At 43.5% G+C, this 24,241-nt stretch carries 16 protein-coding genes and 2 tRNA genes; 10 read left to right on the forward strand and 8 right to left on the reverse strand.

The features are described from left to right. Positions 1-353 precede the first annotated feature (353 nt). The 4 genes from rnhA to LZ23_RS19455 form a co-directional block, all read right to left on the reverse strand. Entirely contained in the window at positions 354-812 is a 459-nt protein-coding gene (gene rnhA / locus LZ23_RS19440; protein ID WP_045216931.1) for a ribonuclease HI, read from the reverse strand. Then, a complete protein-coding gene (locus LZ23_RS19445; RefSeq protein WP_198146052.1) occupies positions 796-1,176 on the reverse strand; it encodes a hypothetical protein in 381 nt (126 codons plus the stop codon). Before LZ23_RS19445 ends, rnhA begins: the two co-directional genes overlap by 17 nt. A 113-nt stretch (positions 1,177-1,289) precedes the next feature. Then, a complete protein-coding gene (locus LZ23_RS19450; RefSeq protein ID WP_045216934.1) occupies positions 1,290-1,625 on the reverse strand; it encodes a hypothetical protein in 336 nt (111 codons plus the stop codon). A gap of 2 nt (positions 1,626-1,627) precedes the next feature. Then, positions 1,628-2,995 (reverse strand): phosphomannomutase/phosphoglucomutase, encoded by a 1,368-nt coding sequence (locus LZ23_RS19455; RefSeq protein WP_045216975.1) that lies wholly within the window; start codon positions 2,993-2,995, stop codon positions 1,628-1,630. Between the two features lie 366 nt (positions 2,996-3,361). On the opposite strand from LZ23_RS19455, the gene hflK reads away from it, so the two are divergent. The 6 genes from hflK to LZ23_RS19485 all read left to right on the forward strand — a co-directional run bounded on the left by hflK (position 3,362) and on the right by LZ23_RS19485 (position 9,401). Continuing rightward, the gene (hflK, locus tag LZ23_RS19460) at positions 3,362-4,396 is read left to right on the forward strand and encodes an FtsH protease activity modulator HflK (protein WP_045216935.1); all 1,035 of its coding nucleotides are present in this window, start codon (positions 3,362-3,364) and stop codon (positions 4,394-4,396) included. A 403-nt stretch (positions 4,397-4,799) separates the two neighbouring features. Then, a complete protein-coding gene (gene hflC, locus LZ23_RS22975) occupies positions 4,800-5,936 on the forward strand; it encodes a protease modulator HflC (protein WP_052507539.1) in 1,137 nt (378 codons plus the stop codon). Positions 5,937-6,761: 825 nt separating this feature from the next. Then, positions 6,762-8,594 (forward strand): excinuclease ABC subunit UvrC, encoded by a 1,833-nt coding sequence (uvrC, locus tag LZ23_RS19470; RefSeq protein WP_052507540.1) that lies wholly within the window; start codon positions 6,762-6,764, stop codon positions 8,592-8,594. Further along, a complete protein-coding gene (locus tag LZ23_RS19475; protein ID WP_045216937.1) occupies positions 8,570-9,175 on the forward strand; it encodes a DUF445 domain-containing protein in 606 nt (201 codons plus the stop codon). The genes uvrC and LZ23_RS19475 overlap by 25 nt, the downstream gene beginning before the upstream one ends. Positions 9,176-9,232: 57 nt before the next feature. After that, positions 9,233-9,306: transfer RNA gene (locus LZ23_RS19480), tRNA-Gln, on the forward strand. A 17-nt stretch (positions 9,307-9,323) separates the two neighbouring features. Next, positions 9,324-9,401: transfer RNA gene (locus LZ23_RS19485), tRNA-Glu, on the forward strand. 89 nt (positions 9,402-9,490) lie between these two features. Here the strand turns inward: LZ23_RS19485 and LZ23_RS19490 are convergent. Next, the gene (locus tag LZ23_RS19490) at positions 9,491-10,597 is read right to left on the reverse strand and encodes a tyrosine-type recombinase/integrase (protein WP_045216939.1); all 1,107 of its coding nucleotides are present in this window, start codon (positions 10,595-10,597) and stop codon (positions 9,491-9,493) included. A 511-nt stretch (positions 10,598-11,108) separates the two neighbouring features. Between LZ23_RS19490 and LZ23_RS19495 the strand changes: the two genes are divergently transcribed. Beyond that, positions 11,109-11,375: a c-type cytochrome gene (locus tag LZ23_RS19495; RefSeq protein WP_157493337.1), complete on the forward strand. Its 267-nt coding sequence runs from the start codon at positions 11,109-11,111 to the stop codon at positions 11,373-11,375. Positions 11,376-11,383: 8 nt separating this feature from the next. On the opposite strand, the gene LZ23_RS19500 is transcribed toward LZ23_RS19495, so the two are convergent. The 3 genes from LZ23_RS19500 to LZ23_RS19510 are packed head-to-tail and all read right to left on the reverse strand — an operon-like array spanning position 11,384 to position 17,381. Continuing rightward, entirely contained in the window at positions 11,384-14,776 is a 3,393-nt protein-coding gene (locus tag LZ23_RS19500) for a DEAD/DEAH box helicase family protein (protein ID WP_045216942.1), read from the reverse strand. A gap of 2 nt (positions 14,777-14,778) precedes the next feature. Beyond that, positions 14,779-15,918, reverse strand: coding sequence for a restriction endonuclease subunit S (locus tag LZ23_RS22980; protein WP_052507541.1), 1,140 nt, complete (start codon positions 15,916-15,918; stop codon positions 14,779-14,781). Continuing rightward, positions 15,915-17,381, reverse strand: coding sequence for a type I restriction-modification system subunit M (locus tag LZ23_RS19510; protein ID WP_045216943.1), 1,467 nt, complete (start codon positions 17,379-17,381; stop codon positions 15,915-15,917). The genes LZ23_RS22980 and LZ23_RS19510 overlap by 4 nt, the downstream gene beginning before the upstream one ends. Before the next feature lie 209 nt (positions 17,382-17,590). Between LZ23_RS19510 and LZ23_RS19515 the strand changes: the two genes are divergently transcribed. The 3 genes from LZ23_RS19515 (at position 17,591) to LZ23_RS19520 (ending at position 24,173) form a co-directional block, all read left to right on the forward strand. Further along, a complete protein-coding gene (locus LZ23_RS19515; protein ID WP_045216944.1) occupies positions 17,591-18,079 on the forward strand; it encodes a hypothetical protein in 489 nt (162 codons plus the stop codon). A 3,237-nt stretch (positions 18,080-21,316) separates the two neighbouring features. Next, positions 21,317-21,490, forward strand: coding sequence for a hypothetical protein (locus LZ23_RS24295; RefSeq protein WP_157493339.1), 174 nt, complete (start codon positions 21,317-21,319; stop codon positions 21,488-21,490). Positions 21,491-21,497: 7 nt separating this feature from the next. Beyond that, positions 21,498-24,173 carry a DUF5906 domain-containing protein gene (locus LZ23_RS19520; RefSeq protein ID WP_045216945.1) on the forward strand — a complete coding sequence of 892 codons (2,676 nt, stop codon included), beginning with the start codon at positions 21,498-21,500 and terminating at the stop codon, positions 24,171-24,173. The last annotated feature ends 68 nt before the right edge of the window (positions 24,174-24,241 follow it).

The raw sequence follows: 24,241 nt of genomic DNA on the forward strand, positions 1-24,241 counted from the left end.
TTCCAGGAACCAATGCAGCATCAATCTTTTTTATAGTACCTCGCGGGGACTGTCCCAATTTCCAGAAAAGTGACAGACTCGTAAAGTTACTCACAAGTTCGGTCCTGGTCCGTCCAGGTGAGGAGCTTCTAAGTAACTAAAACCAAATTAGTAATAAATTCAGAGCATTATGGTTTTACCTTACAGATTGCTTCGGTCGCTTAAGCTCCCTCGTGGGTGACAGGTTTTCAGCAACTACATTCCTGACAGCTCAGGTGTCATTGCGAGCGAGTCTTCGAGCGCGGCAATCTCTAACGTGTTAAGGCTATTTCAAGTTACTCCCAAGTTCGGTCCCGCCCCCCCGGGTGAGGAGCTTAGAAATCAGTTGCTCTCATGGCAGCTTCTCTTGCCAATACATCACATCTTTCATTATATTTGTCTCCACTATGACCTTTAACCCATTTAAACCTTACCTGATGGGTATCCATAAGTCCTAATAACTTCTCCCACAGATCTTTATTCTTAACATCTTTCTTGCCTGCTGTCTTCCATCCGTTTAACTGCCATTTAGAAATCCAGCCTTGACTAAAAGCCTTTTGGATATATTGAGAGTCAGTAAACACAGTAGCCTGGCACGGATACTTCAAAACCTCTAAAGCGGCTATGACACCGGTCAACTCCATTCTGTTATTGGTAGTATCAGAGAATCCTCCTGAAATTTCCTTAACTTTTTCCTTGTAGATAAGAACAGCTCCGTACCCTCCAGGTCCTGGATTACCAAGGCAGGAACCATCAGTATAAATTGTCAGTTCACTTTTATGAGTCTTTTTCAATCTGCGTCATCTCCTGTCCAAGTATATTTAATGCATCCGCCAATCCTTTGACCCATTGACCGTTTTCCCAGTACTCAGCAAAATGTTCTGTTTGAAAATATGTAATAAATTTTTCAGATAGTGCTCTGCGAAGAAGCATGGGGAACACTACACTCCATTCTTCATATCTGGGGCTTAATCCAATAAATATTATTCTTGGATCTTCAGGAGGTGAAATCACAAAACCTTCAAAAATCTTCACCTGAATGGCTATTCCGAAGCGCTGCTGGAAGTTTCTGGAAAAATTTGCCACATCGTTTTGAAAGTCAGAACTTAAAGTGCCAGTCTCATCCTGGATAATATGTTGACTCTGGATGCTGGTCATAGTTCTTTCATAATTTTTCCAAAACAAATACCCTACCCCGATAAATAGTACGAGCATCAGCAGGATGCGTAACGTACTGCTTTGCCTTCCCCTTGAATTTTTGGGAGAGAAAATCACTTGATATCCTCCCTGATATTTTTGTGATCACCTGTTAACCTGATACAGGTCATAGACCTGTCAGGATCACCCCACAATATTTTAGCAGATTCTTTAGAAAGAACATAGTCTAAAAAAACATCAAACTCAGACTCAACATATGATGCTGGTTGATGCAAGTCATGGCAGAGCAGCAAGATAACTTTATGGTCTTGAGAGTTGGATTGATTCAGAAAAATCATGACATTTCCAGATTCACCATCAATGATTTCCTGGTCATGATTGTTTTTCCACGCCCATAATGATCCCAGAACAAGAATATGAGCGGCAAAAATGTAAAACACTTTTCTCATAATCAGGAAAGATCTTGAATCCACTCTTTCAGAGGTTGCTCAACTATATCACGAAACTCATTCAACCGCTTTTCTGACTCGGCCTCAAACCTCAGCACCAGAACCGCCTGGGTATTTGAGGCACGTAACAGAGCCCACCCGTCTTCAAAGGTTATCCTCACACCATCCACATCTACAATATCAAAATCTTTACGAAAATACTTCTGAGCTTTTTCAACTACCTTGAACTTGATACTATCCGGACAATCCATGCGTATTTCAGGTGTATTGAATGTTTTTGGCCAGTCACTTAGATAATTGCTGACAGGCTCTTGCCCTTTTTTGGCTACAATTTCCAGCAGTCTGCGGGCAGAATAAATTGCGTCATCGAAACCAAAATATCTGTCTGCGAAAAACATATGCCCACTCATCTCACCAGCCAGCAAGGAGCCCTCTTCTTTCATTTTGGCCTTAATCAGAGAATGGCCTGTTTTCCACATTATGGGTCTTCCGCCATGTTTTTCAATATCATTGAAAAGCAGATGGGAACATTTTACCTCGCCTATAACGCTGGTGCCAGGGTTATGCTCAAGCACCTCACGAGCATAAACTGCAAGCAGCTGGTCTCCGTAGATCATTTGCCCGTTTTCATCAACAACACCTATTCTGTCTCCATCTCCGTCAAGGCCGATTCCAAGCTGAGCCTTTTGTTCCTGTACAGCCTTAACAAGATCAACATTGTTTTTCATGACCGTGGGATCTGGGTGGTGATTGGGAAAGTCTCCGTCAGGTTCACAATATATGGGCACAACCTCGGCACCGGCCTGCTCAAGGGCCTGAACACACACTAAACCTGCAGCACCATTGCCTCCATCAACAACCACTTTTACCTTGTCCTTAAGACTACCCTGCTCGCTAAGATAAGCCAGATATTCAGGAACAATATCCATCTCGCCAGCCACACCTTTTCCCCTGGTAAATTCTCCCTTGACCATGATCTCATATACATCCTGGATTTCCTGACTATGAATAGTGCTGTCTCCGGCCCATATTTTGAAACCATTGAAATCGGAAGGATTATGACTTGCGGTGACCATAACCCCGGCCTTGCGTCCAAGCTTTTTAACTGCAAAATAAAATAACGGGGTGGCCACCATATTTAAAAAAACCACATCCACACCAGTTGATTGCAGCCCTTTAACAATGCGGGCCTGATATTCATGAGAACTGTGTCTGCAGTCATGAGCCACAACCGCCTGATCAATACCCATTTTACGAAAATAGGTGCCACACGCCTTTCCTAAAACTTCCACCCACTCAGAATCAAAATCCTGGTCAACTATTCCCCTTATGTCATAAGCCCTGAAAATATCTCTATTAATCTCTTTCACTGCAACCTCCTGTGATAGTGCTTTTTTGCCATCGTGTTCATATTCAGTTATCATTATTAAAAACAATGCGCCTTGTAAACTGTAGAGCTCAAAAATTCAAAAAAAATGCGTATCACATTCAAAGAGCTAAATTGTTAAGATTTTTTAACCTTCAAAAAACAATGATGCCCGAAATCCTTATTCTTCAGCCTTCAGCCTTCAGCCTTCAGCCTGAAAAGTAAGGTTATCGCACAAACTTAACTATTCTTGTAAAAATTGGGTTGTGGGCACAGTCCGCATTAGTAATCACCTTCTTCAGAATAAAAAAATTATCTTCTACTGTTTCTCTTGACCATCACCAGAGACTGCACTATATGTGAATCCATTATGAATTGGGATTGGGATAAATTACAACAAAAGCGGCAAAGGCACTTTCCCGGCTCAGGCGGTCAGGGCGGACAGGGTGGTAATGAATTTGGTGAATTCCAGGAAAAATTAAGTCAACTCAAAAAAATCAAATTTCCTGGTGGTAAATACATTATTCCTGTACTGGCTTTGATTATCTGGATGCTTTCAGGTTTGTACATTGTTGAACCGGGACAAGTTGGGGTAGTTCAACGTTTTGGGGCTTTCCATGAGCAGACTGCTCTTGGTTCGGGTTTGCAATGGCACTGGCCAAGACCCATTGAAAAAGTGACCGTCGTTGATACCCAGCGTATTAGAACCCACCAGATCGGATTCAGCTTAGTCAACGGAAGCAAAAGAGTTAACCGTAATGAAGCTTTGATGCTTACAGGTGACAAAAACATTGCCCACTTTGAGATCATAGTGCATTACCGGGTCAGTGAGCCTGCAGATTATCTTTTCAATGTCCGAGAGCCGGACACTATGATCTTGAGAACTGCATCAGAAACTGCCCTGAGAAGCATTGTTGGAACCATGGACATTGAAACAGCCATTGTTGCCGAAGGCTTAGCCATGGTTGCCATGCGCACTCAGGCTTTATTGCAGATGCTCCTTGACGACTACGGCTCCGGCCTTTTTGTCACTGATGTCCGCACAGAGCGTGGTGACGCTCCTCAGGAAGTCAGGGATGCTTTTCACGATGTGGTCAGAGCTATGGAGGACAAGGAACGTCTAATTTATCGCTCTCAAGAATATCGTGAAGATATAGTTCCTCGAGCACGTGGTGGAAGAGAGGAAAGAATTCTCACTGCACAAGGTGAAATCAGAAGATTCAGCCAGATTCTTAATGAATATCGTCTTGCTCAGGATGTTACCCGTCAGAGAATGTACTTGGAAAAAATGGCCGAAATTTTACCTGGTGTGGAAAAGGTCATCATTGACAAAGGAGCTGCTGACAATGTTTTTCTCCTGCCAGGCGGGGGATCTTTAAACATTGGGGCACAGACAGGCAGATGAGCGACTCCCCTTCCTTTCTCCATAGAAAAATCACAAACTGCAGAAAATTAAAGTATTTAATAGTTTAGCCTCCTTTGTAGAGCAGGAGACAAGCACTCAGGACCCACTTGAGCAATAGCCGATGCCTCAAGCATGTCATTTATGAGAAAGTGAGTCCCGGAAGCCAAAGTCCTCGCGCTATTTACAAAGTTATAAACTATTACCAAAATTTGACTTTTGAATTATGAATAAAATGTCCGCGCCTAATCTCAGATGCTTTTTCAAGTTATATTTTCAATCCTTTCAGGTAGGCAGGATAGGGTTTTAATCTTTATCTACCTACCTTCTTAAGTACCTGAGTACCTGTAAACATATTACCAATAAATTTTATGAATTATAAATCAGCTTTCCCAAGGAGGCATAAATGAATAAGCAGGCCGTTATCGTTGCAGCGATAATAGCAGCTGTATTAATCATCCCTCAAACCACATTTATTGTTGATGAAAGGGAATACGTTCTTGTATTGCAGCTTGGAGAACACAAGAGAACCATAGATGAAGCCGGGCTTCACTTTAAAATTCCTCTTATACAGAACCTGGTCCGACTGGACAAACGTGTTCAAACCACAGACGCACCGCCTGATGAGTTTCTCACAGTTGATATGGAAAGACTTCTCATAGACCATGTCAGTCGCTGGTATATAGATAATCCTTTGCAATTTTATGTAACTGTCCGGGATGAACCGGGAGCAGTGTCCAGGCTGCAGAATATTATTGTCGCAGAACTAAGAGATGTAGTCAGTAGCGAACTTATACTCAATGTTATTTCTGGAGAGCGCGAAACAATTATGAACAGAGTCACCAATCGTTCAGCTGAAAGAGTGAATGACTTTGGTATAGGTTTGATAGACATCAGAATGAAAAGAGTCGATGTTCCGCCAGAAGTTGAGGAAAGTGTGTTTGAAAGGATGAGAGCGGAACGAGAACGTATTGCTGCCAGACACAGAGCTGAAGGTGAAGAAAGAGCACTTGCCATAAGAGCTCAGGCGGATGCTGACAGAAACAGAATTCTTGGTGAAGGTGAAGCCAGAGCAACCAGAATATTTGCTGAAGGTTTTGCTGAAGATATGGTGAGGGTTACTCACAACCAATCTCCAGTTTCTGGTGCTGTCATAACTGTAAATCGTCGAGAAATCGGCCCCACTGATTTTTCCGGACAGATGCCAGTAAGTTTACCTTATTCAGGAAGCCTGCATGTCATTGCAGATTATGAGAATGATGAACAGAGCCACTCCGGTGAGCTGACTGCAATAATTGAACATGGCCGATTAGCTGATATAGAAACCATTGGTGAGCTGAATATATCCTTTCTAAACGATCCTCATATATATCATGGGTATACTGCTGATGAAGAGTTTTATCGTTTTATGAAAACCTTAGAATCTTATGAAAGTTTTCTCCCCCAGGGCACCACCCTGGTACTGGGAGCAGATTCAGATCTCTTTGACTACCTGCGGGGCCCGGGTTCACCTCAGACCTCTATTTCCAATGACCTTTTTTAGACGCATAACCTTATTATCACTACAGCGAAAATTTTTTTAGATGGAAGGGAACTTGCACTTTTGCTGTCAGATAGTCTGCCAATTTTACGGTTTGAGGTCGGCAAAAGTGTTTGTCTTTAGAGACCAAGGCAGTAATTTGCGCAAATTATCGCTGTAGTGTTATGAGGGCCAGTCCCAAAACTCGGTACTGGTCCTCTTTTCGCCTTCTCAAAACATGCTCAGTCATTCCTTACAAGTAACTATAATCATATCTGCAATAAATTCAGAGCATTATGGTTTTACCATACAGATTGTTTCGGTCGCTTAGGCTCACTTGTAGGTGACAGTTTTTCAGCAACCACATCCCTGACACCTCAGGTGTCATTGCGAGCGAGTCTTTTGACCCCGTTGAATACACGCAGTGTAGGCGCAGCCATTCAACTGGGGCGAGCCCGGCAATCCTTGTTGCGAGCGAAGCGAAGCAATCTCGCGCTAAGGCTATTTTATGTTACTCACAAGTTCGGTCCCGGACCGCCTGGGTGAGGAGCTTACAAGTATTTCCATTGAATTTAATTACATATCCCACTACAGCACGATGCATCCGCTCAAGCTCATTCCGAGTTTATGAAAAGCCGACCAAGGTCAGTCCCGAAGCCCTTGACAGTCTCCGTGTCAGGCCGTCATAATCGAATTTTTTATTTTTTACCCAAGATAGCTATGACAAACAACTCGTATATCTGAGTTTCAAGAACGCGCAATGCATACGTCTCGGATTGTCAGAATTCTGCTTTCATTTGAAAGAGCTAAATTGTTACATATGAAGCAGTTTTTTCAAGGGCAATGTTAATGAATATGGTTGAAAAAACCGACAGTAAGATTCCAGGAGACCTACCTGTCACTCCTGGGGTCTATCTCATGAAAAATGAGCGCAATCACATCATTTATGTTGGTAAAGCCAAAAACATTAATAAAAGGGTAAGCTCATATTTTCGATCTCATGATACTCTGACTCCCAAAACCAGGGCCATGATGTCAAAGGTATGTAAAGTTGACTTCATAACTACGCTAACAGAAAAAGATGCCCTGCTGTTAGAGTCAAGCCTGATCAAAAAACACCGTCCAAGATATAATATAGTATTAAGAGACGATAAACAGTATGTTCTATTTAAAATTAACAAATCACATTCATACCCAAGTCTTGAACTGACCAGAAAAGCGAGCAAGGACAACAGCATATATTTTGGCCCTTTTACATCCAGCAACGCAGCCAGATCCACATTAAAAATAATTAACAAGATTTTTCTTTTGCGCAAATGCGGCCATAAAAAATTTAAAAATCGAGTAAGACCATGCCTGCAGTATTATATCCAGCGCTGCATGGCACCATGCTGTCTTCAAGTCTCTCAGGAAAAATATGCCCGACAGGTTAAAAAAGTTGAACTGTTTCTTTCCGGTAAATCATCTGCACTTATTCAAAAGCTTAGACAAGATATGCTTAAAGCCTCAGATGAAATGCTTTACGAAGAGGCTGCACAGATCCGAGATCAAATTAAAGCTGTTGAACAAACTATAAAAAGTCAGTCAGTTGTTATTCCCGGCGGCCATGACATGGATATATTTAACATTATCCAACATGATGGGGGGCTCTGTATAGGAATTATTTTTGTCAGACAGGGCAAAGTTTTGGACAGCATGAATTTCTTCCGCCCAGGTCTTGTTGTGTCTGATGAGCAAGAAAGGGAAGAGGCTTTGGTCAGTATCTTAAGCCAATTCTATAATCAAGATAAGTATGTGCCGGAAAGAATCATTCTGCCGGAAAAAATATATGACCCATCCATTTCAGATATTCTCTCTGAGTATCGAGGCAAGAAAGTCATCATCCGGAAGGCAAGGGGCGATGCTTTAAAGTCTTTGCTACAAATGGCCCTCCAAAACAGCCTTAACCATGCGTCTTCAGTGATTCGCTCTTCAACTGCCGATTTAACCCGAATTTTTGGCAGTCAGCATGAAATATTGCGGGTGGAGTGCATTGATGTATCTCATCAGTCCGGAGAAAAGACCAGGGTTGGAGCAGTAATCATGGAGCAGAATGCATTTGTCAAGAAGGACTATAGAATCTTCAATTTGGGACACATCATTTCTGGAGATGACTACCTTGCTCTGAGGGAGTTTATTATGCGCAGAGTAAAGTCGAGTCTGCCCTGGCCGGACCTGCTGCTTATTGACGGAGGCCTGGGACAGCTTAATGTTGTTTCAAAAGCTCTGCAGGAAAATAACATTGAGCCTGATTTCAAAGTTGCCGCCATTTCAAAAGGGCCAACCCGTGGCCAGGGACAGCTTTATGATCAGATTTTTGTACCCGGTCGCAAAAACCCTATAAATATCAAGCCCGGCAGCCCGGAGATGCTTTTGTTACAAAAAATTCGAGACGAGGCACATAGATTTGTTATCCAGAGCATGAGAAAAAGTAGAGGTAAAATTCAAGGTTACAGCCAGATTGAAAAGATAAAAGGTATAGGACCGAAAAAAGCAAAAATTATCTGGGATCATTTTCAGAGCTTGGAAAAAATAAGAAAAGTAAAGCAGGAAGAACTTGAAACTCTGCCCGGCTTTGGCCCTCAATCCGCGAAACTAACAGCAAAGGCCATAAAGCAATGGAATACACAAAATTCTTCATAGCCCCCTTTATATGCGCTCTTATTGGCTGGTTCACCAATTATCTTGCAGTAAAAATGCTTTTTCATCCTCGTCGCCCAGTCAGAATCTTTTTTTGGAACCTGCAGGGCATATTTCCCAAAAGACAGAAAGAGTTGGCCTCAAGCCTTGGTGATCTTGTAGAATCAGAACTGATATCTCATAATGACATTCAGCAGGTCATTCACGACCCTGAATTCAGAGCCAAATTCAAGAAAATCATTCAGAACTACTTTCACAACTTCATTACTTCAAAAATTACAACTTTACACCCCATGGTGGCCGTATTCTTAAACAACGATACTCTTGATGCCATTCAAAAGCTTCTTTCACAGGAAATCGACAAATATCTGCCCCAAATACTGGAAAAAATTGCTTTGCATTTGAAAAACAATCTCAACTTCAAAGAAGTAGTGAAACTGAAGGTGGAAAATTTTTCCATGGATAAGCTGGAAACAATCCTGTTTACCATAATGAAAAAAGAATTTCGTTTTATTGAAGCAATGGGCGCTGTACTTGGCTTTACCATAGGCATTTTCCAGTCAATTTTCATTTTTTTGCTTTAGGGCAAAAAATTGCTTGACAAAAGTTGCAGAGACAACTAACTAATCACTTTCCCGATTTGGGGGATCGTCTAGCGGCAGGACGACGGGCTCTGACCCCGTTAACCTAGGTTCGAATCCTAGTCCCCCAGCCATACGATCTTTACCATGCGTCCCCATCGTCTAGCCTGGTCCAGGACATCGGCCTTTCACGCCGGTAACAGGGGTTCAAATCCCCTTGGGGACGCCAATGATTTCAAGGGGTTAGCAAAATATACATTTTCCAAAATATAGCTGGAAACGGTTTTGGAAACGGTTTTTTTTTGCATAGCCTTTCTCTTAACAAGCCACTTGGGAGTGCTTTTCCAGGTGGCTTTTTATATCTAAGACTTTCCCCCTGCCACATAAATCTTCCAGATGTGACCTTGTTTCTTCCAAGCCTAAAGATCTCAGATACCTTTCTGTTGTTGAGGCATGTTTGTGTCTAAGGATAGCTTGGATAGCTCCAACTGGTTTTCCGAGCCTGTAAAGGATTGAAGCTGTCAAATGGCGGATAGCATGAAAGCCAAAGTGAGGTACTCCTGCTTTTTTACACATCCGTTTCATAAAATGTTGCCTGTTTGTAAAAGGCTTTCCATAATGCTCTTTGCAGAAATGGTATTCTTCTTCACAGACAAACACATAATCGTGCCTCTTAAAGGTCCTGTTCTCCCACCACCACAGCAGCTTGGATTTTAATTCCTGAGTCATGGGCAGCCAGTCAAACTCCAGGGTTCCATCTTTCCTTTTTCTGGTAGCCAGGCGAATTCTTCCAGATGGAAAATCTACGTCAGTCCACTTCAGTTTAAAAATCTCTCCCCTTCTTGCTCCAAGATGAAGAAAAGTCAGGAGCATAACCTGATCCTGCCCCTCAGCAACTTCGTACACTTTCCAGAAATCCTCTTCAGGCGGTACATACCGTTCCTCTCTTACTTCTGGAAACTTATCAACAAGACATGGGTTATTTGTAGGCAAACCAAGATATTTCACACCCCAATTCCAGGCAGCCACAAGATTTTTGCGATCCTTGTTTGCTGCGTAGCCGGATCTGCTTCTGAACTGGACCTGAAGAGCTCTCAGGACCATTCCAGATGTCAGAGTGGAGACATCAGCTTCTGGGTCAACTATTATACCATTACGGTCTTTTGCAGCAAAGAATTCCTTAAAGGCCTTCTTTTTTTCACCATATGCCTTACCTGAAAACTTCCTGGAATAATCTAAGTAATGCTGAGCCCACTCACCCAGGGAAAATTCCGTGTCTGTCTTCGACCAGTCTTTTTGCCTTTCCTCGTTTTCCCAATTCAGAGCTTCCTTCTTCGTGTGGAAATGCTTCTGTCTGATCTTCCCATTCTTCTGAACTCTGCCTTTCCATTGAATTCGTCCGTTCTTGGTTATCTTTGAAGGCATAAGTGTTCCTCCTTAATGCACTCACTATGTTTTTTTCAAAGAACAAGATTCGACCTGTTGGTCCTGTTGGACGAATTCCACCGATGGCTGCATAATGCTTCCTCACCGTGTCTTCGTCAAGCCCTACATAGGCCGCTACATCCTTAGTAGACAACCTCCGGCCTAGTTCTGAATCAAGAATCCTGAACTCTTGCCCCTGCCCGTTTGAATGTTTTGCTAACTGTTTCATGTTACAGTATAGCGTTACAAATCCAAAAATTTTAGTTTTTTCTTGAAATTTGTTTACTCTTTCGGTGGGACATACCAACTTTATTATGTAATTTCAAAGACTTATGCACCCAAAAAATTTTCATCAAAGATCAGGTTTTGGCTCTGTTTGGTTTGAAAAACGGTTGTATGGGGGCTGGTTTGTGGCTGGGAGAGTGAGTCGAGAGATATTGATTCGCGTGGGCTATTATCTTATGGTTCTGGATAAATTATGCAGCCCGGAACTCGGGCTCAGGGAGAAATCATGAAAAAGAAATTCACACTTATTTTGCTGGCGTTAGGCCTGATGCTGCTTTTAGGAGTTCAACCAGCCATGACCTTTCTAGCTCTTGATGGAAGAGCCCTTGTAGCTGAACGCTGCACAACATGTCACAACCTGGATCGTATAGAACGCAGGTTCGGCCAAGATTTGGCCTTTTGGGAAAGTACTGTGGACCGGATGCTGGGTAAACGGAACATGCTAAGCGAAGCAGAACGAAAGGCAGTTTTAGCTTATCTGATTAATCCTTAGCCCTGCACTTAAGCTGTCATACCCAGCACCCGAGGCTGGGTATCCTTCAGAGCGTTGAAAATCCCGTCTACAACATTATCCTTCCCGGCAAATAAACCATCAGGGCCGCCAGAGTGCAGGTTGGAAAAGGGCGGTTCATACAAAGCAGCACCTTCCATGAAGCCTCTCGCTGTGAGCTGGTCAATAATCATTTCAATAAACCTGATCTGTTCTGATGTCAGGCTATGGTCCCTCAAAAACTCGGAAAACACAGCCTGGGCTGCAGCCCTGTCGAGCCCCACCATGCTCCTGATGAAATGAGCCAGGGACGGAGCCTGACTGCGCTCAAGAAGCCCGGAAAGAAGAGTCTGCCCTTCATCCTCACCTATTTCCACCAGAGCTTTTTCCAGCCCTTCAAGGTCTTTGGGTGTTAAAGGCTGGTTGGAGCGCAGCTTGTGAATTACCAGATGGTCCTGATGATTTTTCAGGTATTCCCGGACCTTTTTTTCATACTGCAGGCTGGTCATCTTGGGCATATCTGGAAAATCTTCCTGCACAACGTTTACTATCTCGTCCTTAAAATCAGTATACACGACCTTGCGGGTTTTCTTATCCAGAAAAGGTGTCAAAACTCTTAGCCTGACTCGCATATCCTCAAGGATCTCTAAGTTGATACCTTCCCAGAAACCATTATCCTGCAGAGCTGCAAGATAGGCCAGCTCTGTCTTTACCGCTGGGATATTGGCTTTTTCTTCCAAAAGCATTGCAGTCTCAACCACTTTTCTGCGGTCTTTTTCAAAGGAATTGTTATCTCCACGGGATAGAGCAAGCTGCATACGCAGGGCAATCAAATCAAACAGCCGGGACTCAATCTCATCAGTTTCTTTTTCGCTGGGCAGTCCGGCAATCTCACTTAGCAGTACCTCTTTATCGTCCTCACTGAGCTTGTCCCATGCTCCAGATCTTTGAAAGCGCTCAACACTTTGCAGATGCATGCGCACAATGAAATTATCCAGGTTCATGGCAGCCACTTCCTGGGAAAGCTCTTTGGTTAGAGACTCCCGCAGCTTAGACTGTTCTGGAAAATCACGCATGCTCTGGATATGGCTCAGAAGTTCTACCCTGGACTTAAAAAGCCTGGCCCCCAGAGATTCTCCCTGGCCTGCTTCTATACCATCAGGATTTTCCCGGAAGAAATCGAAATTAAAGCAGAAGTCAAAGACCCGGAAATTTTCCTTATCCTGCCCAGGGCCGAATAAATCAATGCAGAGTCTGGTTCCCCTGCCCATCATCTGCCAAAACTTGATCCTGGAATATACCGGCTTGAAAAATACCAGATTAGCTACTTCAGGGATATCAATGCCGGTATCAAGCATATCCACGGAGATGGCTATATGCGGAGTTTTATCCTTGTTCGCAAAGTCATCAATCAGGCTCTGAGCGTAATTGACCCTGTTGTCTATAACCCTTGCAAAGTGACCTGCAAGATGCGGATAGTGGTGGTTGAAGCGCTCTTCAATAAACACAGCATGATCGTGGTTTCTGGCAAAGATAATGGTCTTGGCCAGGCGGTCCCCAGCCTCTACCTTATGTCCATGCTGCATCAGGTATTTGAGGACCTTATCCACTGTGTCTTTGTTGAACAGCCAGTTGTTTATGGCTGAAGCATTTACCTGAGTGGGCAGTCCGTGTTCGTCAACATCATCTCCCCAGTCTAAACTTTCCCACTGCTCCTTTTCTTCTTCTGTCAGGGATTCATAGCTGATCCCTTCCCGTGGAAATTTCAAATCCACCTGCTGGACCCTGGGAGGAACCAGAAAATCATCCCGCACAGCCTCAGACAGTTCATAGGCGTCTGTAGGTACTCCGGGTTCCAGATCAAAAAGCTCATAGGTATTTCGATCCACATGTTCACTGGGGGTTGCGGTCAGTCCTATGAGCATGGAGTCAAAATACCTGAATATGGCTCCGTATTTCTGGTAAACTGAGCGGTGGGCCTCATCAATTATCACCAGATCAAAATGTCCCACACCAAAGCGGGCAGTATTGCCTTTTGTTTCATCTATGAGCCCCATCATGGTGGGATAGGTGCTGACGTATACTCTGCCCTGGCCGTCCTTTTCAGATATCAGATTAACCGGGCTTGATTCCGGAAGGTGGGCTTTAAAAGCGTTTACTGCCTGCCGTACCAGGGATACCCGATCTGCCAGGAACAAGGCTCTTTTTACCCATCCCGCTCGCTGCAGTACGTCCACTAAGGCAATGGCTATCCTGGTTTTGCCTGTGCCTGTAGCCATAACCAGAAGGGCCTTTCTTCTGCCCTGGGCCAGCTGTTTGAAAATGCTGCCAATAGATCTTTTCTGATAATAGCGCCCGGCTATGGCTTCTTTGATCTGGGATACATCAAGGGAAGTGCGTTGCTTGCGTCTTGTTATGAGCCGGGTCAATTCATCTTTTTTGTAAAACCCTGTTACCTGTCTGGAGGGATAAGTTAAATCATCCCAGATCCAGGTGTGGTACCCATTGGTATAAAAAATTACCGGCCTCTGCCCGTGCATGTTTTCTAAGCAGTCTGCGTACAGCTTGGCCTGCTGTTTACCTGTATCAGGATTAATAGTGGATTTCTTGGCTTCTACAACGGCAAGGGGCTTGCCATCATCACCCCAGAGTACATAATCAGCATATCCAAAGCCTTTGGGGTTGGGCATCCCAGATAACTTGTATTCCCTGTCCCTGGGCCCATCCAAGGACCATCCCGCACGCTTAAGTTCTACATCAATCAGATAATGGCGGGTCTGGGCTTCGGTATAATCATGGGGATCAGTCTGCTGCTCGGCCCTGGCCTTAACTACAGTCAGCTCATCGCGCAAAGCCTGGATCTGTGCATCCAAGGCATCGCGCTCTTTTTGCTGCTTCAGGTTATCCTTGTTTTTTTGAATCAGCTGCTCTTCCAGTTCCAGCAGCTTTTTGCGCGGGACAACTTCAGCCCTGTCAACAGGTCTTGGGATGATATCCATATCCCAGATCACATTGTCTATTCCGGTATCAGGGGAGTATGTACGGCAAAGCCAGTAGCATAAATGGTGCAGTTCACGCACTACCTGAAGAGCATCCCGCTCACTTACCGGCCTTGGATTATGGACTGCCAGATTTCCCATCTTGAGGATCACTCTGGCTTTTTGAAACACAGCTTCAGGCAGAAGATTCTGAAAACTTGGCTCATGCAGCAAAGCCCCAAGCTTTTGATCATAAGGCATGTTCAGGCTGTTATCGTGGCGGTAAAGCCAGTGGGTTGCAGCCTCTAAGGCAAAACGGGCATGAAAGCAGGCTGCCCTGGGATCACTCAAAATATGGCCTTCTGCCTTGCATGCTGAATCTGCAATAGCTTTGAACTTACCGGGCAGGAAGGCGAAATTACTCATGGCTACAACTCCCCGTTAAAAGCCCTCTGCTGAAATGATGCAAACAAGGTATCCATCTGGGATAGCTGGGCCTTTAGCCTTTCCTTTTGCTTCTCAATGGACTCGACTGTTGATGCGAAGCGCTGCTGGAGGTCGAGGGGTGGGATTGGAACTAAAATATTTTCAAACTTACTCTTTTTCAGTATTGGTAGTGTTGTAGATGCTCCGTCCTTTGCGATCTTTTGCTTGAAGAACTTCATCAATTCAAAGCCAAAATTGTTATCAACCTTTGTACCCCATGACACTGCATTGATCTGCTGATTGAATGCAGAAAGCTTTAATGATTTTCCCATTTTACCAATTGTCGCTCCTATACAACAAACCAAGGTAGCTCCCCTTTGTACTGTTCTCGATTTTTTAGCACCTTCTTCAGTGACTGTCCTCACGCTATTGGACCACGTTTCGCGCAGATCTCCGGGCGTTATAAAAGGAATATCCCCGTTAAACATACCTTCAAGCTTAGATGGAGGCGTACCTCCAGTCTTTACTTCACCGACTTCTTTAAGCCTTAGAGGGCCCCACCCCATGGGATTAGTCACCGGATCTCCAAACATATCCAGGAAAATGGACTGAGTGAGGTCATCCAGCAAGGTAAGGGACTCACGGCGCTTGGCCCTTAGGGCATCAGCTGCATCCAGGATTTTGGCGATTCTTTTTTGTTCGGAGAGAGGGGGGAGGGGGATTTCTATTTTTTTTAATTTCGCCTTGTTTAATGTCTTACCCTTTGCCGCACGATCCACAAATAAAAAATAATCAACATTGCCAAGAGCCCAGTATAGGTAGTGAGGTTCCACTCGAGCAATATTATTGATCTTTAATGCAGCAATAGCCTCGTTAGTGTATAAGTCGCAAGCTGCAAAAGCTCGTTTTCCTAAAGATAATTTGAAGCTTAACAGGAGTGTGCCCCTCATTATCATCTTTGATCCACTTTCTTTTGCGCCTTTTTCAGAGATTTTTTCCTTGGTCTCACACACAAAACGAAAAGTACTCATATCGCTAATCGTAACCCATGGGAGATTGCCATACCAATAATCTGGATTTGATCGTGATGGAGTTTTTCCAATTTGAATGTCACAAATTTCGTCAAGAGATACTGTCTTCATCCCAACATCCCTTCCAGTTCCTTCCGTCCCTGAAAAATCTCATCATCCAGCTCAGCCAGCCGCTCCAGAATCACCCTGGGTGGGTCATAATCCACTTCCTCGTATTCAATCTCCTTATATCTGTTGATGGACAAATCATAATCATTGGAGGCTATCTCTGCCTTGGGAACCAGAAAACTTTTATCCGTGCGTTTTCGCTCTGTTTCAGCCTCAAGGTTCTGCCACCTGGTCATAATGTCAGACAGATCACTCTTATCCGGCTGGGGAGTGCGTTTATCATCTAAGGAGAAGCCATCGTTCTGCATATCATAAAACCAGACATTATCTGTCCCGCCGGAATTGGTCCTGGTAAACAGCAGTATGGCTGTAGATACCCCGGCATAAGGCTTAAATACACCAGAAGGCATGGAGATAATGGCATCAAGCTTCTGATCTTCCACCAGAATTTTACGCAGGGTCTTGTGCGCATTGGATGAGCCGAATAACACCCCATCCGGAACAATAACAGCAGCCCTGCCTCCGGTCTGAAGCAGGCGCAGAAAAAGTGTCAGAAATAACAGCTCTGTTTTCTTGGTCTTTACAACCTGCAGCAGATCCTTGGCCGTAGATTCAAAATCCAGACTTCCGGCAAAGGGTGGATTAGCCAGGACCAGAGTATATTTCTCCTCATCCAGTTCATCAGCCTGAGCTAAGGAATCCTTATATCTGATATCCGGATTTTCCACGCCATGCAGAAGCATATTCATGCTACCGATCCTGAGCATTGTGGTATCAAAATCATACCCGTGAAACGTGCCTTCATTGAATTTCCGGCGGCTTTCCGGGTCTTTGTAGATTAGGTCGCTGTGGTTTTTAACCAGGTATTCTGAGGCTGAAATAAGAAAACCCGCAGTACCGCAGGCTGGATCGCAAATAATATCTTTGGGAGAGGGAGCAGTCATATCCACCATGAGCTTGATGATATGGCGGGGTGTACGGAACTGCCCGTTCTGCCCTGCACTGGCAATTTTTCCCAGCATATATTCGTACAGATCACCCTTGGTATCGCTGTCCGTCATTTCAATGCTGTCTAACTGATCCACGACACTGGCCAGAACCCTGGGAGTAGGCATGAGGAACAAGGCGTCCTTCATGTGATGGGTGTATGTGGAATTCCCATTGTTGTTCAGATTCTTGATGAAGGGAAAAACTTCATCCCGCACAGTCTCAAACATTTGCTCCGGTGCGGTTTCCTTGAACCGGGACCAGCGAAGATTTTCCTGGTTATCCTTGAAAATAGGCCTTTCAATGGGCTTGCCTGTTCGGGAGGCCTGGCGTTCCTTGAGAGTATGAAGCTCATCTAAGCGCTTGATAAACAGCAGATAAGTCAACTGTTCAATAACAGACAAAGGATTGGAAATTCCACCAGACCACATAGTATCCCAGATGCGGTCAATTTTGGACTTGAGTTCACCGGTTATCATGTATGCTTTCCTGTTTTTTGTAGGGGAGTGGTTTCAGATTATGCTCAATACACACACCAACACTGCCAAAAATCAGGATTTTAAGCAACAATTTTAATATTGCCACACGACTCACCATAGGCCTGAGAATATCATTCAGCATATGGCTGTAACCCGGGAAATATCTTGGACAGTACCGGGCACAACGCACTCTCCACAAACAAGTGTGGATGGAAGAGAAAATTGAAGCCAAAGTAGCTGATATTATTGAAAGAGTGGATAGTATCCACTTTTTAATTTCTTCAGACCTCACCGCCCAGATAAACGGAGCCATCACACAAATGTACAAAGCAATCACAGAATTGCAACTGGAGTACAAAGACTTACACGCAAGGCTGGCCCACCTGGAGAAAGAACTGGGAGCTACACCAGCAGCCAACCCAGTACTGGTAGATCTGGACCTGAAGGCAATGCAGGTAAAACTGGAAAAGCCTGAGCCTGTGTTGCAGCACGCCACCATAGAATTTGTAAAGGCATCCATTTCTGACGGGAAGCCGGATAAGCTTTCCGTTGTGCAATGGATAACTGCAGAGCGGGAGCGTAATCCTTCAGTGTCTTACGGGGAGCTGGCCGAAATGCTGGATAATGCTGGGATTCCTACTCTGTCTGGGAAGGTTGGGTGGAACCGGGGCACCATCAGGAATCTGGTGGTGAAGTAATTCTACAGAAGCAGGCCGAGGGGTTCGTATTTGGATACGGACCCCTTGTAAGATAACCGTCGAGTTGACGGTCATCCCAGCAATACATCAATACTTTCTAAGCCGGGGCTGACGTCATTACTAATGATGGCAGCTCCTTCCCCCTCTACACGCTTTAATGAATTACGAAAATTACCATAGAACGTGATGGTGAGAAACCTATGACTTTTAATGGACGCCTGGTTAACCTGAAGAGGATCGAAAACGAGCAGTCTGGCCTAGCCTTGAAGCTGTTGCGTATTCCACGGTAAGGTGACCACCTGAAGGAAACAGTATGAGCTGGACTTCACTTATTGGGACATGCTGAACAACAAAAGAACCCTGGTTGAAAAGGATGAGTTTATAAACCAGATGTACATCTGGGAGACTCTTTCAGGCCCGAATCCAAAAAAAGTAAATTCAAAGGTAAAAAGAGTGATGGATTTGGGCCCGACTTCACCAGTTTGACAACCGTAACACGAATATTAAAAAGTTATACGGATAGTAACACGATTTATAGAATTAGGTGTAAAAATTAGTAATCTCGTACTATCTTAGTATGAAATTATCCGGATTTCGTTAATTATATTAGTAACTTAGCCCGACTTCACCATTGTCACAACGGTGAAGTCGGTAAAAAAAAGATAAACAAAATAAATAGTTATGCCATAAAACTTTAGTAAAACTCAGCAAATTTTTTTCCTTCAAAATGAGGTTAAATACCTGTATTTATTAAGAAATGGGTACTTCACTTAGACTTCACCAGAATGACAATTTTTAAGGCCATTGTCAAAACGGTGAAGTTTGCCCCTTTAACATAGAGTCACCCTGCCTTCCGCTTCCCAAAAAAACCTCCAAATCCCAAAAAGACTTCACCAGAATGACAATTTTCGGCATTTTACTAAGTAGACTAAACCCTTGATATTATTATTAATAGAGGTGTTTTGTAATGCAAATTGTCAAACTGGTGACCTTTACACCCACCCTAGGGTCCCTTATGTAAAAACGTTATTTTTATTATTATGTTTATTTTATGTTTTTATCGTTATTTTTCCTATATTTTCTACTATATTTCCTGTTAGCCAAGTAATACCAACGACTTTAAAATCGTGTTACTTTTTTCCTTATATATTTCAATAGTTTATATAGTATATATAATATATTATATAATAATAATAATTTTTATTTATTTATTATTTGCAGCAATCGCGGAAGAAACAATAAAAGAAAAAAATATATGCAAACAAGTAAAAACTACTAACCAAAAAAGTAACACACACCCCAGTAACACACACTGGGAAATTATACTTTTTCCATAAGGGTACCTAGGGTGGGTGTAAATGTTACCAGTTTGACAATTTGAGCACTAATTTTCAATAAAGTGTGCAATAATAACAACTTATCTACTTACTGATAAACACTAAAATTGTCATTCTGGTGAAGTCTTTACCTGAATATTCCAGCTACTTTAAATATAGAACCTATATACCTCATAGCTTAAGCCCTTAAACTTCACCGTTTTGACAATCACCCTAAAAATTGTCATTCTGGTATGATATAATTTTAAGTACCTTTACCTAATAAAAACAAGTACTTATACCTTTATTGAACAAAAAAGTGTCTCTGAGTTTCACTAAAGTTTTATACCGTGCTACCGTGAAATAATTGAATTTTTCGCTCATACTTCACCATTGTCACAACGGTGAAGTCCCCAGATTCCCACGCCCAGCAACGCTTTAACCAAAAAATACCCTACTAAAAAAGTGCATTATTAAGCTAAAGTAACACGAATTCGTAATACGTATGTTTTTCTACCAAAATGGTCAAGGATGCTGATCATGTCATTAAAAAATATTGAGTAACACAATCTTTACCAAGCTGGTATAGAATTAGCAACACCATTTTCAAAAAAGTATTTCTTAAAAATCCGATTTCTGAACCTTATACATTTGCGATTTCGAAAGCAGGTGACTCTTTATTTCGCAGCAGGTACTTCCCATTCAGATACCAGAGGAGTATTTGAGGTTCGCGGACACGCAATATTACAGGTAAAACGTTTTTTTTTTTTAGATGTCAGAGGTCACATATTCTCCATAAATCTCCTTACATTGTCAAAAACTTAATAGCCTCTATTCCTCAAGTGTATATAATATGCATGGATTCAATAAAAACAGGTGGTTAAGATTTTTATGTAGAATATGCGTGGTAATCTCTCAAATTGAGAGGTTCTTTTCCCAAGAGTATGTGCATTAGAAAAAATCAAAGGTAATACCCTACGTTTAACTCAGGGAAAATCCAGTATGTCAATTAGATATAGGGGATAATCAAAAAATTCCCTTACCATCAGTGAGGAAATCCAAATATAAAGTTTTTCTGAACCTGATGTATGGGGGAAGGCTGATTGAAACGATTCGTTGTACAGTGGGTTCAAGCAGAGCGAAACCCGGGTGTGTCTTACGGCGAGCTGGAGAGATACTGGACCAGGCTGGTGTGCCTACACTTCGGGGAAGTACAGGGCGGCATCGGGGGACTATCAGGAATCTGGTGGTGAAGAGTTGAAGTTCAACCCAAGAGGGAGGGCATACTGTGCTCCCCCTCGGGTTTATTTTAAGGGAGTCATTCAAAATACAAGTCAGACTAATCTCAGGCATTATAACCTACCAGCTTAAAGCTTGTCATAATAAATAAGGACCCAAGGGTCCGTATAGTATACGACCCCTCTCTCCACAAAGCCACTCTAATTAGTAAACAGAGTGCTTCCCGGGAAGACAATGTTTTTCTGAAGGATGCTGAAAGAATCGGTACCACTACACAAGCAGCACAATGTGTAGATACTGTCTACCCCCTTTTGTGAACCACAACATTATTGGGTTTAAAAATTATATGTGCCCACTACCACCCGAATTCTTGCAGGGACCTCAGCTGACGTAGTTTTAACCGACACCAGAGTTTCTACATCCTGTAATGAAGTGCAGGCCATCACCCTATCCCAGCCCCTCACCACTGCCCCAGGTAAAAATTTATTCTTCATTATTACAAGCCCTTACACACTGACCATCAAAAAAAATCTGTTTCTGATTTAAAAAACAAAATCTGCACCGGTATACTCTTAATAAGCATTTTACATCAGATTGTTTCCCGTTGAACGGGTACGCATAGGGCGTGCCCGTTTTTATGGGAGGCAAAGCTGGTATCCTAAATCATAACAGGAGTTTATACATGGCGACCAAAACATTCCGAACGATTTACATGACGCCGGATATGGATCAGCGGCTGGTTAAGGCTGCTGAGCAGGAAAGATCCAGCGCGTCGAGACTGGTTCGGTTGGCACTGGAAAAATTTTTTGAAAAACAAGCAGAGCACTCTAATAAACGGGTAAAGAAGGAGGACTAATATAAAAATGTCGAAACAATCTGAAAAAATTAGCTTGTCGGTAATTTCCGGAGAAAAACCAAAACTGTTGACCAAAACTTTTATGCTGGATTCCGAAAAAAGGCTTAATAAGGTTTCTGGCGGGCAGTTGGTTAAAGGTTTTGTGGAACGGGTTGAAGTTAATAATGTTGAGGAACTGGCTGATCTGGTTATGAGCCTGGGGACGGATAAATGCCTGGCATATGGTGTACCTAAGGAGCACGATACCGCAATTTTGTCATCATCCTCTCAGTCTATCACTACAAGAACCCACCAGAAAATTCACGCTAGTTGCAAGAATCCACAGCGCCGAAAAGATGCAAAACCCGTGATAGAGAGGTGCCGAGATAATTTCCAGTATCCAATGGGGGCAGGAGTTTTCATGCTGGATGTTGACTGCCCAAAAGGGGCGGAGCGGCTTGATCCGGAAGAAGTTCTTGCCAAGTTATACAAGGTGTGCCCTGCACTCGGTAGAGCTCCACACGTTTCTTTTAGCTCTTCCTCATCCAATATTTTTAACTCTGAAACAGAAGAAAAGTTAATAGGTATAAAGGGGTTACGCATTCTGGTCGTTGTAAAAAATGCTGCGGATATTCCCCGGGCCGGTGCTGTTCTGCTTAAAAAACTATGGCTGGATGGTCACGGCCACATTGAGATCAGCAAGTCGGGCGCACTGCTGGTGCGGACCCTGGTTGATGGTGCGGTCTGGCAGCCAGAAAGGCTGGACTTTTGTGCGGGGTCTAACTGCGTGGCGCCTCTGGAACAGCGCAGGCCTGATCCCGTTGTTTTTAATGCGGATTGTGATTTTCTTGATACAGCAGCCGCTTTACTTGATCTAAGCCCGGAAGAAGAAGCTAAGTACGAAAAATTGGTTGCAGAGGCCAAAGGGAACGCCAGGCCTGAAGCTGAAGATGTGCGAGAAACTTACATTGGAGCGAAGATCCTCGAAGAAGCCGGAGAAGACGGACTCAAGAACCCTGAAGTGGTTGAAAACATAAGGAAAAGAGTGGTCAGAGCCCTGGATGATTCTGAGTTGGAAGCAGGTCATGTCATTACTCTTTCCGATGGAAAAAAGGTAACTGTAGAGGAACTGCTAAATAAACCAGATACTTACGACGGGAGATACTGCTGTGACCCCCTTGAACCCGACTATAATGGCAACAGCCAGGTTGCCTGGGTTAGCCTTAAAGAGGGCGCGCCAATTATATATAGTCACGCTCATGGGGGCAGAAAATTCTATCTTGTAGCAGGTAAAATAAAGAAACAGAAAAACAAAGACCTATTAGCTGAAGTTAATGACCAGTTTGCCGTAGTTCTAATGGGCTCTAAGGTCTGGATTATGAAAGAGTACAAGGACCATGAGGGATACAAAAGGCAGGCGTTTCTCAAATCTGGTGACTTCAAAACCTATTTGGCCAACAAGCATGTAATGCACAAAAATAAAATGGGCGAGTGGGAGAAAAAACCCCTGGCGAATGAGTGGCTCAAATGGGAGCACCGGAGACAGTACGATGGTGTAGTATTTGACCCCTCTGAAAAATCAGGGTCTGAGTTTTTTAACCTTTATCAGGGGATGACCGTAAAGCCACAAAAAGGTGACTGGAGCTTACTCCGGCAGCATGTGCTGGACGTAATCTGCTGTGGGAATGAGAAAATCTTTGATTACCTTATGGCCTGGTGCGCCAGGATTTACCAGGACCCCGGCGGGAAGAAACCCGGGACCTGTATTGTCTTAAAAGGGGGTGAGGGGATTGGTAAAAGTATGTTCGTGAAGTTCTTCGGGAAGGCCTTTGGGGCACATTTTCTCCAGGTTACAAAACCCAACCAGGTTACCGGGAACTTCAATAACCACCAGAAGGATGTGATCTTACTTTTTGTAGATGAAGGTATATGGGGCGGAGATAAGGCTGCTGAAGGGGCATTAAAGGCCATGATCACAGAAGAGCACCAGGTTATCGAGGCCAAAGGAAAGGATGCCATCACCGTAGCAAATCACATGAATATTATGATCGCATCAAATAATAAGTGGGTTGTACCTGCGGGAAAAGACGCCAGGCGCTTTTTAGTTCTGGATGTTTCAAATAAACGCGCTGGAAATAAAGAATACTTTAAAGCAATTTATGAGCAGATGGAAAACGGAGGTTTGGAAGCTATGATGTATGATCTCCTTAACCTGGATATTTCTGACATTGACCTGCGCCAGGTACCAAGAACATCAGCCTTGTTCGGTCAGATCCTCAGTAGCATGGACCCTGTAGAACTGTACTGGCATGAGAAGCTAAATGACGGAGTCTTACCCGAAAAAAGCGGTAATTTTTTAAATGATGAACCTACCTGCAACCGTTGGATAGACCGGGTTTTGAAAAGTCAGCTTGAAAAGGACTATCATGCATTCTGCAACAAGACAAACGTACGATATAAAAAATCTAAGGATCAACTTTGTAAGGAACTACTGACAATATGTCCTGGACTCAGCACGACCAAAATGCGGTCTGGAATTAAAAGAGAATCCGCGTTTATTGTTCCTAAGCTGGATGTATGCCGTAAAATGTTTGAGGATATGGTCAAAATGCCGGTTGATTGGGATGAGCCCGTTGAAGAAAAACCAGAGATAAACGAGATGGATCAAAAACAGAACAATGAACCTATTGTACTATTTTTCTAGGTTTGGTCCAGGTGGTCCACCCTTGGCTCAGAAGGGTGGACCGGGCTTAGCCCATGAGTGGCGTGGCC

The sequence above is a fragment of the Desulfonatronovibrio magnus genome, assembly GCF_000934755.1.
Lineage (GTDB): Bacteria > Desulfobacterota > Desulfovibrionia > Desulfovibrionales > Desulfonatronovibrionaceae > Desulfonatronovibrio > Desulfonatronovibrio magnus.